We start from the raw sequence: 14,223 nt of genomic DNA, 5'->3' as shown, positions 1-14,223 counted from the left end.
CCATTGGTCCTTCGGGTCGCATTGTAACCCGACAAGCTCGACCTATAAGAAGGGTGAGACTGTAAGGACCGCAAGAACAGATGGCTAAAGATTCGCAAAAAACTACCCATTTCGGGTTCACTGACGTTCCGGAAGACCAGAAGGCTGGGATGGTCCATGGTGTGTTCACGAATGTGGCCTCGAAATATGACATTATGAACGACGTAATGTCCGCCGGGATTCACCGCATTTGGAAAGATGCGATGATGGATTGGCTGGCTCCGCGCTCTGGCCAGCGACTTCTGGATGTGGCGGGCGGCACCGGCGACGTTTCCTTTCGGTTTTTGAAGCGGGCGGGTCAGGCGCAAGCCGTCGTCTTGGATATGACTGAATCTATGTTGGTCGAGGGCCGCAAACGCGCCGAAGCGTCGTCTCTCGCTGATAGCTTGGACTGGGTCGTTGGTGATGCGATGGCCTTGCCTTTTGAAGACAACAGCTTCGACGTCTACACCGTCAGCTTCGGCATCCGGAACGTCACACGCATTGCAGACGCATTGTCAGAGGCTTACCGCGTGCTTCGTCCCGGCGGCCGGTTGATGGTGCTTGAGTTTTCCCAGCTGCCGAATCCGATGATGCAGAAGGCGTATGATCTGTATTCGTTCAATGTCATACCCAAAATGGGCAAGGTGATCGCAGGAGATAGCGAGAGTTATCAGTACCTTGTGGAGTCTATCCGCAAGTTTCCTGATCAAGAGACCTTCGCGGGGATGATCCGCTCGGCCGGATTTGAGAATGTGAGTTACCGCAATATGACGCTTGGCGTGGCCGCGCTGCATTCAGGCTGGAAAATCTAGATGCGCGGTCCACACAATGTCTGGCGCCTTATTCGTACGGGCGCAACGCTGGAGCGTACGGGCGCGATGAAGTTAGTTCTCGATGCGTTTGACGCCCCTCCATCGCTTCGTATGGTGGCGCGGGTGACGGCTTGGCCGTTTAAATGGCTGGGGCATAAGGGGGATCCGAATATGCCGCCGGCGACGCGGGCGCTTACGGCTTTGGGCCCTGCCTATATCAAGTTCGGTCAGGTGCTTTCGACGCGGCCTGACATGGTTGGGGACGAGCTTGCTCTGCAGCTTCGGATCCTTCAGGATAAGCTACCACCCTTCCCGACAAGCTATGCAAAGGCGACGGTTGAGGAAGAATTGGGCGAGTCGGTTGATGCGGTGTTTTCGGAGTTTTCAGAACCGGTAGCCGCAGCCTCCATCGCGCAAGTGCACAAAGCGCGTTTGCGGGAGACCGACCAAGAGGTTGCGGTCAAAGTTTTAAGACCCAAAATCGAGAAGGCGTTTCGCAAGGATATCGACGCATTTTATTTCGCAGCGTCACTTATTGAGTTCATCTCGCCCTCTTCGCGCCGATTGCACCCTTCCGATGTGATCAAACACTTCGATGGTGTCGTTCAAGGCGAATTGGATTTGCGATTGGAAGCGGCGGCAGCGGGTGAGTACGCAGCAAAAACCGTGGACGATGTAGGTTTTGTCGTTCCTAAAACCCACTTCTTCCACTCGGCCAAGCGCGTGATGACGATGGAGTGGGCCGAGGGGCTTGCTTTTGGCGATGTCGATGCGATCGACGCTGCCGGTCACGACCGGAAGGCTCTCGGGGAGCGCGTCTTGCAGCTGTTTCTACGCCAGGCACTGAATGACGGTTACTTTCACGCTGACATGCATCAGGGGAATTTGAAGGTCAGCGCGGCAGGTGACATCATTGCCTATGATTTTGGTATTATGGGGCGGATCGACGAGTATACGCGACGCGTCTATGCTGAAATCCTGATTGGCTTTATTCGGAAGGATTATAGGCGTGTAGCCGAGGTTCATTTCGAGGCAGGCTACGTGCCAGCAGACCGTGACATAGACGAGTTTGCGCAAGCTTTGCGGGCCGTTGGGGAACCGATCTTCGGCATGAACGCGACGCAGATGTCGATGGGGCATCTTCTGGCATACCTGTTCGAAGTCACCGAACGCTTTGGAATGGAGACCCGTACCGAGCTGATCTTGCTTCAACGAACGATGGTTGTCGTCGAGGGAGTCGCGCGCACTATGTATCCTCAGATCAATATCTGGGAGGTCGCGCAGCCGGTTGTCGAGGACTACATCAAGCAAAATATTGGTCCAAGAGCATTGCTGCGCGATTTGGTTTCGACTGCGCAGGTTCTGGGTCGGTTCGGTCCGAAGCTCCCTCAGCTAATGGAAGACGCATTGATGCGAAGCAGTCGAGACGCGAAACCTGCCCAACCTAAGCATGCCCAGAACCGCGTAATTGGCTTTGTTGCTGGTCTCGCGGTGGCGGTAGTGGCGTTCTGCGCATGGACGCTGCTATCTTAATCCGGTGACCAAGGAGGCCGGGTAAATTTCACCGCCTTCAAGCACTACGACAGCAGCGCTATCAATCGTGCGAATTTCCGAGACTCGCGCGAAAATATCCGGGACGTGGCTATCGATTACTTCGTTATTCGAGTACGCTTCGACCTCAAAACTATATATCCCATGGGCAAATGGTTGACCGCCGCTTGTTACTCCGGCCCAGTCGAACGGATCGTCAGAGACGGGTATGTTGATCCGCTGTATCTCTGATCCGGTTTCATCTTTTACCACGAGTTCCGCCCGCGCCGCAAAGCTGGGAGGGTTCGCAGCGATTTCAATGGGAGCGCCATCAAAGTAGGCAGGTGCCGCCACTCGGGCCTCCATCCCGACCCAGCTGGCCATGTCTCCCATGCCGGAGGCGAGAAGCTGGGTGTTCAACCCGCTGAGAAGGTCGTTGGTTTTTACTTGCTGCTCAACCCCTGAGAATGTCGCGAGCTGAGTGGCGAAGTCCTGAGAGTCTAACGGGTTTAGTGGGTCCTGATTTTCCATCTGGGCGGTCAACATGACGAGGAAGGTCTCGAAATCTGAACTGATGACGCTTTGTTTCGTCGTGCTGGGTGATTTGGATTGAGACGAAGTAGTGCTGGGAGATATTGCATCCATGGATAATCCTCACATTCTCAAATCTAGCCGAGTGGTGTCCCCGGTTGTCTGTTGCGAAATAGGCAAGTCAGTCGTCATCTCAATATCCAAGTGTTGGTTTGCATTTTGAGTTGGCGTGGGTTTGTCGTCATGCTCCTGTTCAAACGAGAAGTTTGAGCTTTCGTAGCCAATGTCGGAAAAATCCGCTTCCAACATATCCGAATTGCGACGCATCAGGTCCAAAACTTCTGGCCTATCAGAAAATACGACAACATTCATTCCGGTCTCTCTGGGTGAAAGAACGATGCGGACGCGTCCTAGTTCTTCTGGGTCCAGCCGGATTTCGATATCTTGATTTACACTGGTTTCAAGTGCGTTACATATTTGCGTGCTGATATGTTGCGGAAGTTGTGTCGGTAGTTGAGCGGGCGCTGATAAAACTGCGTTAGTTGAGGCCGGTGAGCCGGTGTTGGTAAATGGTGTAATGCCACCTGTAATTTCGAGGTCGTGTCGCGGCAACATGCGCAGTTGTTCTGTGGCTTCCAGTGGATTGAAAACGCTCGTTGGGGTTGGTGCCGACTTCGGCTTATTCCCGGGCATAGCTGACGTTGAGGTCACGAGAACTTCTGATCTTGGTAGCGCTGGTGGCGGATGGTCTGAATGCACAGGCTTCGGCGGGTTTTCCGCAATTTCTGAGGTACCTCCAAGCGCAGTCGGTATCAAATTGGGTGTCTGGAGTTGTTCTACAGCAGGTTGGGCAACCGGCCGATTTTTTTCGAAAACCGATTCTACTTTGGAAGGCTGACTACAATGGGTGCGAGCAAATGTTGGATCAAGCGAATTGGCCCTAGCCTGTTCTTCCGTAGCTTTACCTTCGTTTAGCGGATTTTGGGCTACATCAAGGTCTGTTGCCGAAGCTTGGTTATTCTCGGTGGGCTGGCTGCCAGAAAGCACGGCAGGAACGGTGGCGATAGCGGTCGCATTCGAGTTGCTGACTTGAGCGATCGGAGCGCCGTTTGATAACTCAGGCGTGATTTTAGACGCGATGATTGAGTACTGTTTTTGAGCATTCAAGAGACCGCTGTCAGGTTCGCCGCCAACATTCAATCCTGTTGGCGTTTGAGAGATTACTTCGGGAATTTCTCCGCTGTCAGCAATGAGTGGCGTCTGAGCGGCGTTGCTTAACAAGGCATGAGGCCCCCAAGCCGTATCCGCGATCTTGGCGCTTTCAGTGGTTGGTATTTGATCATCACTCACTGCCGCAAATTCGGACGTTCTAAGTATGACGCTCTGTGGGTGAGGGTCGGTTGGGACGTTGAGAGAACTGGTTCCACTTTTGTCCCAGAATATTCTGTCACTTGATGCCTCTGACTCAAAGCCAAAACCTGCCCCTTCTCGGTCGGGGCTAAGCGCTTTGAACTGGGCAATTTCGCTTCCGGCCTCTTCGCTTAGTGCATCACCAAAGCCGGTTTCTCGAGTTCTCGCGTCTGTGTCCGCGCACGTGGATTTACTTGCGTGTGCCTGTGCTCCAGCCTCCGTAAGAGCGCTGCACGCAATTTGAATTGTCGAAATGGTCATGCAAAATCCTTCACAGTTCGACGGAGGTTTGGCATGAAGGGGTTACTCAATCTTTACCACTGCCGAATATTTGTCGTTTGGCGAGGGTAAGACGAGGAAGTAAATGGAACCCATAAATACGTCAAATTCACTCCGGGAAGTTGCGGTCAGGAGTGGAATGAATCGCAATCAAGACATCGCCAAAAAGCTCGAAGTCGCGTTCGTCTCGGAGATGCTGTCGTTCATTGGAATGAAGGGAATGTCCTCTGAATTCGGAGGAGGAATTGGGGAGGATCAATTTCAGTCATTTCTACGCCAACAACATGCCGAGCTCATTGTTGAGAGTGGTGGGCTCGGATTGGCCGAGCAGTTTGTAGCCAGTTTTGGAGAATCATAGCATGAATTTTTTTCGAACAAAATCCAAAGTGAAAAGTGCCCTTGAAGTAATTTCTCAAGAGCGTCACGCGCTTACGACTGGGGACACAGATGCGCTCGTAGAGGTGATAAATAAAAAAGAGCGTATCTTCAGGGAAATATTTAAAGTTAGAGAGAAATTACAAGAATCCGAATTGCGGCACCTCGCAACTAGTTGTTCTGACGTCCAAAAACTATACGCATCAGCTCAAGCGGGAATGAGGTCCGCCCAACAGCGAGTTCAATCTCTGCGGCAATTAGGTTCCGGTTTAAGTACCTATAATGTTACGGAAAAAAATAATGGCGCGCCAATAATTTTGCAAGAAAAGATTGCTTAATCGGGATAGGTAAAATTTTTCTAACTGTTTTTCGGAAACTTAGGAACCCCTTAGCGAATGTGAGTTCAAAAAAACGAGCATCCTGAGAATTGGATGGCGCAAGCTACGGAAAATCCGGCGAGCAAAAGTCAAAACGACTCTTCAGTCACGTTGAGTGATGTCAATTCGGCGTTGAAGTCGCCGTAAAAGAGGAAAAACACATGTCCAGCATTCTAACCAACAACGGCGCAATGGTTGCGCTACAAACCCTCAAATCTATTAATTCTGATTTGCTAAAGGCACAGTCCGAGATTTCTACCGGAAAATCGGTAGCTTCTGCAAAAGACAATTCGGCGCTATGGGCGATCTCCAAGGTCATGGAGTCCGATGTCAAAGGGTTTAACGCAATTTCAGAGAGCTTGTCATTAGGGGAGTCGACTGTAGCGGTGGCAAGGCAGGGTGCGGAAACTGTCACTGATCTTCTAACGCAAATTAAGGGAAAAGTCGTTTCCGCTCAGGAGGAGAATGTAGATCGGGAGAAAATTCAGACAGATATCGATGCTCTGACGTCCCAGATTAACTCTGTCGTCGGAGCAGCGCAGTTCAACGGACTGAACATGCTGAAAGGCACAGAATCTGTAGATATCTTGTCTTCTCTGGATCGCCTTGGGGATGGCTCGGTTACTGCTTCAAATATTTCGATTTCACGAGCTGATCTGTCCGACAGTGCGGGGACTTATGGTGTTGGTGTTTCGTTGACGGCAAACGCTACAGCGTCCGCTGGCCCGATAGCGGACACTGGCAGTACAGAAGCGATTACTTTTGCAAACAGCGCTGATATGTCGGGCGACGACTTCCAAATCACTGTTGCAGGATCGACCTTGAACTTTGCTGCAGGAACATTCCTTGCGACGGACACTGAGGAACTGGCGATTGATCAGATCGCGGGGGCAATCAACGCATTGGGGCTGGAGGGTATCAGCGCCGCACGGAATGGTAGCGACCTAGAAGTTACTTCCACCCGTGCTTTTGAAACAGTTGATTTGGCGTTTTCAGGATCGCCGGTTTCGGATGGCACTGCCACTGTTGCCGAAAGAGCGGAGAACGTAACGTTTTCTGCGGTTTCTAAAGTGAATGCTGGGGACGGCTATCGAGTTACTCTTGGATCAGATGTGGCGACCTATGTTGCTGGTGAAGGAGAAACATTCGAAGATGTGGCCAACGGCCTAAAAACTGCAATCGATTCAGCTGGCATCGACGGTATTTCGACCCGAGTGACAACCAATGACAACGGCGAGCAGGTGCTAAAGATCGACAACGATAGCACGTCGGCGATTGCCACCTTTACTGCTGTCGGCGCGCAAGGCGGAACAGCGTCAGGTGGATTGTTCGGGCTTGGGAGTATTGACGTAACTTCTAACCAGGGAGCCGAAGCTGCGTTGGGTAACGTTGAGGTTCTAATCCAGAACTCAATTGACGCCGCCGCAGAATTTGGGTCGGCGCAAGGTCGGATTGAGACCCAATCTGATTTTGTAAGTAAGCTGACCGACTCTCTAAAGTCGGGTATTGGCACGCTTGTGGACGCCGATATGGAAGAAGCTTCGGCTCGTCTTCAGGCGCTTCAGGTACAACAACAACTTGGTGTTCAGGCCCTTTCGATCGCAAATCAGGCTCCGCAGAGCATTCTATCGCTCTTCCGCTAAGCCACATCACGAGCGAGTCGCTAGGATAGCGTCTCGCTCGTTCAGATTTATTGTAAGGTGATCATATGAATGTAACATTGCGGGCGATTTCCGCCTACGGGAAACGTAGCACGCCGCTACGTACTGATAGAGGAATCGAATTTGAAGTATTTGCCCAAGTCACGCGCGCCCTAACGGCGGCAGTCGAAGCAGGCGCGCTAGAATTTCCAAAACTAGCAGAAGCGGTACATTCGAATCGACAATTGTGGACCGCGTTAGCGATTGATGTGGCGGACCCAGGAAATAAGCTACCTCAAGGAGTCCGAGCTCAGATTTTCTACTTGTCTGAGTTTGTAAGCGAACACTCCAAAAAAGTACTTATGGGCGATGCATCTGTTGATGCTTTATCCGATATAAACCTGGCTATAATGCGCGGCTTGAACACGGGGGATCACTAGCTTTGGCTGGACTTGTATTGAAACTAGCGCCGAAAGAAAGACTCCTTATCAACGGCGTAGTCGTTGAGAATGGGGAGCGCCGAGGTAGAGTGCAAATTTTGACTCCTAATGCCAAAATCTTGAGGTTGAAGGATGCTATTCACCCAGATGAGGTGACAACTCCAGTGCGCAGAGTTTGCTATATCCTTCAGCTCATGTTGTCAGGAGACGCAAATTTTGGTGACGGAAAGCGACAGGTTATCAATGGCATAGAACAGCTAAGCCATGCATTCTGGGACGCTGACAGCCGCCGTATCCTTGATACGTCGACAGACTACGTAGTCAGGGACCAGTTCTACCCTGGGCTCAAATCTCTTCGATTGTTGTTGGCACGAGAAACTAGACTAATGGCAGCTCACGCGGAATGACTTTTATTCCGATAGTACCGCTATCAGGGCTACAAGGGTGGACCTTTTTGTCAACGACGATGGAGGCGCAGAAAGACAGCTTTGATAAATCGGAACCGGTTAAGCGTGATGCAGAGGCTTTTCGGGAGCGAATCTCAAATATCAGATCAGCAGAGGACTTGGTAAAGGACCGAAGCTTACTTTCCGTGGCGCTGACGGCGTTTGGCTTAGAAGCGGATATTGACAATCTGTTTCTCATTCGAAAGGTCTTGGAGGACGGAACAGTGTCACCTGATGCACTTGCCAACCGGTTCTCGGATAAGCGCTACCTCAGTTTGTCAAAGGCTTTCGGTTTTGGTGACTTCGATGTTCCAAGGACACAGCTCAGCGATTTTCCTGATGAGATTTTGACTGCCTACAGTTTAAGAAAATTTGAAGCTGCAGTTGGTGATCAAGATCAAGACTTGAGGCTCGCGTTATCTTTCGATCGTGAAATTCTAGAAATCGCCGAAAAGAAAATCAGCGATACCGCAAAGTGGTTTGAAGTTTTGGGCAACGCGCCCCTCAAGTCGATCATAGAGAAATCGTTGTTCTTGCCGTCGAGCTTTGGAAATCTGCAGATAGATCAACAAGTAGATATTCTAAAGGGCATGTCGTCTACAAAGTTTGACGTGGAAAATTTTGACAGATTTCTCGATTTGGAAATTCGAAATAAGGTCAGAACTAACTTTCTACTAGCCTCTCAAGTGACGCAAAGCGGCATCTTAGATGGCGCGTCTACTGCGCTTAGCTTACTTGAAGGAAACGCGACGCTGCGATTTTAACTTCAATAATTATAGAATAATTCGTAGGTAATTTGGTGACATAAATCGACAAGAAGCGCCTCAGGGAGCGATGAATCTAGTTGAGAGAGAAGTCGGAATTTCTCGCGCAATTGAATTTACGATTTAGTACTCGTCAAGCAATCATTTAGCATTTCGAAGTTTTTTTCTATGGAGAACCCGTGTCTGCCAGAAAGGAACGCTTCGATTTTTGGCCAGACAGAAATGGCATGATCTATCGCGGCGCTGGTACCAGACTCATAAAGACCGGACTTGATTAGAATTTTTGTTTCCTCATAAGTGCTAATGGCCTGGCGGGCCTCGGAAAGAGTGTTGAACTCTGACGCTGACGCCGCGTTTGGTAAACTACGAGATACTGATTTTGATACATCAATTGCGGGGAACCGGCCGCGCTCCGCGATTTCACGCGACAGAATGACGTGGCCATCGAGCACCCCCCGCATTATATCCGCAATCGGACCTTCCATGTCAGAACCCTGAACCAAGACTGAAAATATCGCCGTGATGTCCCCTGATCCAATCTTACCCGGACCAGCCCTTTCACTCAGCGCCATGAGCTCTTGTGACGTTGAGGGTGGAAAACCTTGCAAGCTTGCGGTCTCTCCTGATGCCAGGGCAATTTCCCGGTGTGCTTCGGCAAACCGTGTCACTGAATCGGCGAGTAGAAGAACGTGCGCACCCTGGTCTCTAAAGTACTCGGCGACTGCCATCCCTATCCAGGCACACCTTCGCCTGAGCATGGCTGACTGATCTGACGTAGCCGCAATCACTACCGCCCGTTTGAGTCCCTCGGCGCCCAATGTGTCTTCGACGAAGTCCCTTAGCTCACGACCGCGTTCACCTATCAGGGTAATGACGACCACATCCGCCTGGACGCCTTTGGCAAGATCCGCGAGCAGAGTGGATTTGCCTACGCCCGAACCGGAGAAAATGCCTAGCCGCTGGCCCCTCACGATCGGGATGAGTGTGTCAAACGCCGCGAGACCTGTAGAGAGCCGGTCGCCAAGGCGTCTCCTTGTCGATGGAACAGGCGGCGCTGCCATTAAAGAAACCTCAGTAGCACCATTGCATAGCGGCTTTCCGTCGAGAGGGCGCAAAAGCGGGTCGATTATGCGGCCGAGCCAACTAGTGTCGGGCATAATTCGTGTCGGGCCAAGGTGTGAAACACGATCACCTAGGGCAATACCTCTGCTCCCAGTCTCGGGTAGGACATCTGTAATGGACTCCCTAAGAGCAAGAACTTCGCCGAAAACGGGGGCCGCAGATGTTGGGTGTACCATTACGAGATCACCGACTTGGCCGAAGCTGGACAGACCCCGCACCTGAATAAGATTTGATGACGTCGACGTCACTGATCCATCCCGCTTCACTCGAGGAATGTCATTGATGGTGGATAGTAAAGCGTTGAAATTTTGTAAGCGCATTTCGACCTTCCAGTTCTGATTACCATTTCTAAAGGAATCACTCTTAAAACATTGTGTATGCCGTCGACGGGAGAAGCCCTGATGTTCGAAAATATTCCTATTATGCGCGTGGCCGGTTCGATGGCGAGGCATGCGACCCACGGGCAAAGGATTGTGTCTCAAAATATCGCAAATGCCGATACTCCCAGCTATAAGGCAAAAGGCTTTTCCAAATTCTCAGATTCGATGAAATCTTATGAATCGGATTCAGAAGTTCGCGTGACGCGATCCGGTCATGCCGGATCGGCATCAACAGACGGAAAGCCGTGGAAAATTGTTGAGAATAATTTCTCTTTGAAACCCAATGGAAACACGGTTTCCATTGAAGAGCAGATGATGATTTCTATCGAAATGGAGCGCCAGCACTCGCGCGCACTGACAGTCTATCAACACTCAGTTGATCTTTTGAAGATGTCAATCGGTAGAGGTCGTTGATCTAGAATGAGCGATATTTCGAAAAGTCTGGAAATTTCTGCAAGCGGTATGAGGGCGACATCTTCACGGCTTCGCCTCACCTCGGAAAATTTGGCGAACTCGGATACACCTGGATATCACAGGAAAGTTGCGTCATTTGAGCAAGTCTTCAGCGGAGGCGTTGAAACAGGTTTGGTGCGTAATGGGAAGACCCATTTGGATCGAACGGAGTTACCCAAAATTTATGATCCATCTCATGTATTAGCCAATTCGGATGGATACTATCAGGGTTCAAATGTGAACCTAATGATCGAAATTGCAGACGCACGCGAGGCTCAGAGAAGTTATGACGCCAACTTGAAAATGTTCGAGCAAGCTCGAAAAATGTCCACAGCTTTAATGGACTTGCTGCGGCGATAAAAGTTATTCTCCATAATAAGGATAATCCAGAATGGATATTTCTACGACACTTGCACAACGCGCTTATGGTGCCGCAAAACCAGCGACAAAGCCTTCAATAGAGTTGGGGATGGGAAACGCGGCGCAAAAATTCTCTGAGATAGTTGCGGAGGGAGAGAGCGTTGCGATGGCATCAATGACTGGCAACGTGGATCCGCACCGTCTGGTCGAGGCACTTACGCAGTCGGAACTGGCGATTCAAACTGCGGTCAGTGTTCGTGATAAAGTCGTGGAAGCCTATCAAGAAATTCTTCGGATGCCGGTTTGATGCTGAGCGAGTCCGAATTCTTCGACGTCTTGCGTCAAGGGCTTTGGATCTCCGTCGTGATCTCAGGCCCAATCTTGACCGTCGCTCTTGGGGTCGGCCTACTCGTTGGCTTGTTCCAGGCTTTGACCTCTATTCAGGAAATGACTTTGACCTTCGTTCCGAAGGTGGGAGCGATCCTTGCGACGTTTTGGATTTCCATGAGCTTTATGACCCGACATCTGACTATCTTCTGGTCCGATACGATAGTTCCACTGATCGCGGGGGGCTAGAGTTGGGAAACACTGTCTACACGACGATCACGCGCCAATCGGGTCTCATGAATGAGATGCGTGTCGTCGCAAACAATATCGCAAACCTAGCCACGACTGGGTTCCGAGCAGAATCCGCAATCTTTTCGGAGTTTGTTATTCCGCTGGGTGTGAGTGAGGGCAGCATGTCGATGGCGAGAGCCAATGCCCATGTGACCAGCTTTCAGCAGGGCGCAATGACAAGGACTGGAGGGACCTTCGATCTGGGTGTCAACGGTGACGGATTTTTTCAACTAGAAACCCCTGCCGGAATGCGCCTGACACGGGCGGGTGCTTTTAGTCCGAATGCCGCAGGGGAGTTAGTTTCACCAGAGGGGTTTAATCTGTTGGATGTTGGAGGCTCGCCGATATTTGCACCTCTCGATGCAGATCAAATCAGCATCTCGGCCGACGGAACTCTGTCGGCTGATGGCAATCCGCTTGCACAGATTGGTCTTGTCGTTCCGGCCAATCGTGACTCTCTGGTGAGAGAAGACGGGGTGAAGTTCAAAACGGAATCTGAATTGCTCCCTGCAGATTACGCCACAGTTAGTCAGGGGTTTCTGGAGTCTTCAAATGTTGAGGCCGTGCAGCAGATCGCGCGGATGATCGAAGTTCAGCGATCCTATGAAATGGGGCAATCGTTCCTTGAAAAAGAAGATGAGCGTTTGCGTTCGATCATGACCCTCGTTGGCGGTCGCTAGAGAAAGGACCACAAAATGAATGCACTAAAAATTGCGGCCACTGGGATGGCAGCGCAACAAGCGCGCGTCGACGTGATTTCAAACAATCTGGCGAATATGTCCACTACCGGCTACAACGCCCGGCGTGCCGAGTTTGCTGACCTTCATTACCAGCAACTTACGCGCGCGGGCAGCATCAATGCTGCTGATGGTACTGTAGTGCCTGCGGGTGTTCAGATGGGCCTGGGCGTTCGGCCAACAGCTGTTTCAGTAAACGTCGAGCAGGGTGCGTTGTCTCGTACCGGCGGAGACCTTGATCTGGCAATTGAGGGTCGCGGCTACTTGGAGGTGACTTTGCCCTCAGGCATTTCCGGGTACACCCGCGACGGCGGATTGAAGCGAACCGGTGATGGCCTTTTGGTCACGTCGGATGGTTTTCCGATCGTGCCAAATATTACTATCCCAGAAGATGCGAGGTCGATTTCAGTGAATCCTGAAGGTGAAGTGTTTGCGTACTTCATTGACCGTGTTGAGCCCGAACAACTGGGACAATTGACCCTCGCGGGATTTGCGAACGAAAAGGGGCTGGAGGCGATTGGCGGTAACCTATTTGTTGAAACTGGTGCGTCTGGTAGTGCCGTGGTTGGCACCGCCGGGAGCAGTGGATTGGGCAGCTTTCGGCATGGTTATCTGGAGGATTCTTCTGTCGATGCCGTTCGCGAAGTTACCGAACTGATCGAAGCCCAAAGAGGCTATGAGCTGAACGCCAAAGTAATTACCGCAGCAGATCAGATGCTGAGCGCGACGACGCAGATTCGATGACACTTAACGCTGGTCTCATCGTCACACTAGCGGCTTGGATTTTCAGCACCGGCGCCAGCTTCGCACAGGTCGTTGTACCCACCCATACTCTTCGACCTGGGGACGTTATTTCACTCCATGATGTGCAACTCTCGGAGGTGGGGATGCGTGGGGCATTCTCGGATGTCTCACAAGTTCTGGGGTTTGAGGCGCAGCGCGTGTTGTACAGGGGCAGGCCCATTCGCGAGGGCGACGTCGGTGCCCCTGCACGCGTAGAGAGAAACGAGATTGTGACACTGATCTATCGAGCAGGAACACTCAATATAGCAACGGAAGGGCGGTCGCTTGGGCGTGGTGCGGCAGGCGACAGGGTGAAGGTACTTAACCTTTCATCAAGAAATACTGTCGTAGGCAGTATTAGCGAAGCCGGTGAGGTCATTGTGGGCCATGAATAGGAAGTGTGATGACTAGAGTAATGGTATGCAGCGCACACATTATTTTGATGCTGACAGCGTTGTCCGCATGCGGGCGTTTAGAGAATGTTGGGAGGGTGCCGGAGATTAGTCCGGTCACAAATACCAACGAACATTACGCGATGATGCGGGTTCCGCTTCCCAAAACATCGGCGCCAAAACTGGTGTCTGATAGTGCATCCTTGTGGGACTCTGGCCGCAACTCATTGCTTGGCAATCAACGAGCAGAGCAGATCGGTGACATAGTTACAGTCGTGGTCGAAATCGACGAGCGCGCAGAAATATCGAACAGTACATCGCGAGGACGGACCGGTTCGGAAACACTGGGGATCCCATCGTTGTTTGGAATCCCGCAAAAGATTAATGATAGTCTCCCAGACGGTGCCAGCTTGGACTCCGCGGTTTCAACTAACTCTTCGAGTTCTTCTTCGGGCGACGGGTCTGTCCGGCGGAAAGAGAAATTCTCGATCCGTGTCGCCGCGACGGTCGTAGATGTGCTTCAGAATGGAGTTCTTAGCATTCAAGGGTCGCAGGAAGTTCGGGTGAATTTTGAACTACGCGAACTACTGGTTAGCGGGTATGTGCGCCCCGCCGACATTAACCGAAAGAACGAAGTGTCATACGACCGCATTGCAGCGGCGCGTATTTCCTACGGTGGGCGCGGTCAGATTACTGATGTACAGCAGCCTCGCTACGGCCAGCAAGTCGCTGATATTTTGCTGCCATTTTAGG

19 protein-coding genes are annotated in these 14,223 nt (G+C 51.4%); 16 read left to right on the top strand and 3 right to left on the bottom strand.

Translation table 11 applies throughout. From position 1 onward, the window contains the following. The first annotated feature begins 80 nt into the window (after positions 1-80). Complete coding sequence (ubiE, locus tag BCF46_RS14750; protein WP_121025877.1) at positions 81-833, top strand: bifunctional demethylmenaquinone methyltransferase/2-methoxy-6-polyprenyl-1,4-benzoquinol methylase UbiE; 753 nt, start codon at positions 81-83, stop codon at positions 831-833. Beyond that, the gene (gene ubiB / locus BCF46_RS14745) at positions 834-2,366 is read left to right on the top strand and encodes a 2-polyprenylphenol 6-hydroxylase (protein ID WP_121025874.1); all 1,533 of its coding nucleotides are present in this window, start codon (positions 834-836) and stop codon (positions 2,364-2,366) included. Here ubiB and BCF46_RS14740 read toward each other — a convergent pair. After that, positions 2,358-3,008, bottom strand: coding sequence for a flagellar hook capping FlgD N-terminal domain-containing protein (locus BCF46_RS14740; protein ID WP_121025871.1), 651 nt, complete (start codon positions 3,006-3,008; stop codon positions 2,358-2,360). The genes ubiB and BCF46_RS14740 overlap by 9 nt on opposite strands. Positions 3,009-3,017: 9 nt before the next feature. Next, positions 3,018-4,565, bottom strand: coding sequence for a flagellar hook-length control protein FliK (locus tag BCF46_RS14735; protein ID WP_121025867.1), 1,548 nt, complete (start codon positions 4,563-4,565; stop codon positions 3,018-3,020). 157 nt (positions 4,566-4,722) lie between these two features. On the opposite strand from BCF46_RS14735, the gene BCF46_RS14730 reads away from it, so the two are divergent. The 6 genes from BCF46_RS14730 (at position 4,723) to BCF46_RS14705 (ending at position 8,625) form a co-directional block, all read left to right on the top strand. Next, complete coding sequence (locus BCF46_RS14730) at positions 4,723-4,941, top strand: rod-binding protein (protein WP_245990167.1); 219 nt, start codon at positions 4,723-4,725, stop codon at positions 4,939-4,941. Position 4,942: 1 nt separating this feature from the next. Continuing rightward, positions 4,943-5,296, top strand: coding sequence for a hypothetical protein (locus tag BCF46_RS14725; RefSeq protein WP_121025861.1), 354 nt, complete (start codon positions 4,943-4,945; stop codon positions 5,294-5,296). Positions 5,297-5,496: 200 nt separating this feature from the next. Beyond that, entirely contained in the window at positions 5,497-6,978 is a 1,482-nt protein-coding gene (locus BCF46_RS14720; protein WP_121025858.1) for a flagellin, read from the top strand. Between the two features lie 65 nt (positions 6,979-7,043). Then, positions 7,044-7,415 (top strand): flagellar biosynthesis regulator FlaF, encoded by a 372-nt coding sequence (flaF, locus tag BCF46_RS14715; RefSeq protein WP_121025855.1) that lies wholly within the window; start codon positions 7,044-7,046, stop codon positions 7,413-7,415. Between the two features lie 2 nt (positions 7,416-7,417). After that, on the top strand, positions 7,418-7,822 hold the full coding sequence (gene flbT / locus BCF46_RS14710) for a flagellar biosynthesis repressor FlbT (RefSeq protein ID WP_121025852.1): 405 nt from the start codon (positions 7,418-7,420) through the stop codon (positions 7,820-7,822). Then, entirely contained in the window at positions 7,819-8,625 is an 807-nt protein-coding gene (locus tag BCF46_RS14705) for a DUF1217 domain-containing protein (RefSeq protein WP_121025849.1), read from the top strand. The genes flbT and BCF46_RS14705 overlap by 4 nt, the downstream gene beginning before the upstream one ends. A 116-nt stretch (positions 8,626-8,741) precedes the next feature. On the opposite strand, the gene BCF46_RS14700 is transcribed toward BCF46_RS14705, so the two are convergent. Further along, complete coding sequence (locus BCF46_RS14700; RefSeq protein WP_121025847.1) at positions 8,742-10,067, bottom strand: FliI/YscN family ATPase; 1,326 nt, start codon at positions 10,065-10,067, stop codon at positions 8,742-8,744. An 81-nt stretch (positions 10,068-10,148) separates the two neighbouring features. Between BCF46_RS14700 and BCF46_RS14695 the strand changes: the two genes are divergently transcribed. The 8 genes from BCF46_RS14695 to flgH are packed head-to-tail and all read left to right on the top strand — an operon-like array spanning position 10,149 to position 14,222. Next, the gene (locus BCF46_RS14695) at positions 10,149-10,541 is read left to right on the top strand and encodes a FlgB family protein (RefSeq protein ID WP_170157947.1); all 393 of its coding nucleotides are present in this window, start codon (positions 10,149-10,151) and stop codon (positions 10,539-10,541) included. Between the two features lie 6 nt (positions 10,542-10,547). Continuing rightward, entirely contained in the window at positions 10,548-10,940 is a 393-nt protein-coding gene (gene flgC / locus BCF46_RS14690; RefSeq protein ID WP_121025843.1) for a flagellar basal body rod protein FlgC, read from the top strand. A gap of 31 nt (positions 10,941-10,971) precedes the next feature. Then, a complete protein-coding gene (gene fliE / locus BCF46_RS14685; RefSeq protein WP_121025841.1) occupies positions 10,972-11,247 on the top strand; it encodes a flagellar hook-basal body complex protein FliE in 276 nt (91 codons plus the stop codon). Further along, positions 11,247-11,516, top strand: a complete 270-nt coding sequence (locus BCF46_RS14680) for a flagellar biosynthetic protein FliQ (protein ID WP_121025839.1) — start codon at positions 11,247-11,249, stop codon at positions 11,514-11,516. The genes fliE and BCF46_RS14680 overlap by 1 nt, the downstream gene beginning before the upstream one ends. Positions 11,517-11,518: 2 nt before the next feature. Then, on the top strand, positions 11,519-12,238 hold the full coding sequence (locus tag BCF46_RS14675; protein ID WP_121025837.1) for a flagellar hook-basal body complex protein: 720 nt from the start codon (positions 11,519-11,521) through the stop codon (positions 12,236-12,238). Positions 12,239-12,253: 15 nt separating this feature from the next. Then, positions 12,254-13,039, top strand: a complete 786-nt coding sequence (gene flgG, locus BCF46_RS14670; RefSeq protein ID WP_121025834.1) for a flagellar basal-body rod protein FlgG — start codon at positions 12,254-12,256, stop codon at positions 13,037-13,039. Then, complete coding sequence (flgA, locus tag BCF46_RS14665; protein WP_121025831.1) at positions 13,036-13,473, top strand: flagellar basal body P-ring formation chaperone FlgA; 438 nt, start codon at positions 13,036-13,038, stop codon at positions 13,471-13,473. The genes flgG and flgA overlap by 4 nt, the downstream gene beginning before the upstream one ends. A 47-nt stretch (positions 13,474-13,520) precedes the next feature. Further along, positions 13,521-14,222 (top strand): flagellar basal body L-ring protein FlgH, encoded by a 702-nt coding sequence (gene flgH, locus BCF46_RS14660; RefSeq protein WP_245990164.1) that lies wholly within the window; start codon positions 13,521-13,523, stop codon positions 14,220-14,222. The last annotated feature ends 1 nt before the right edge of the window (position 14,223 follow it).

It is taken from the genome of Litoreibacter meonggei (assembly GCF_003663885.1).
Classification (GTDB): domain Bacteria; phylum Pseudomonadota; class Alphaproteobacteria; order Rhodobacterales; family Rhodobacteraceae; genus Litoreibacter; species Litoreibacter meonggei.
Note: the sequence above shows the minus strand (reverse complement) of the source record. Positions and strands in the feature narration are given on the sequence as shown.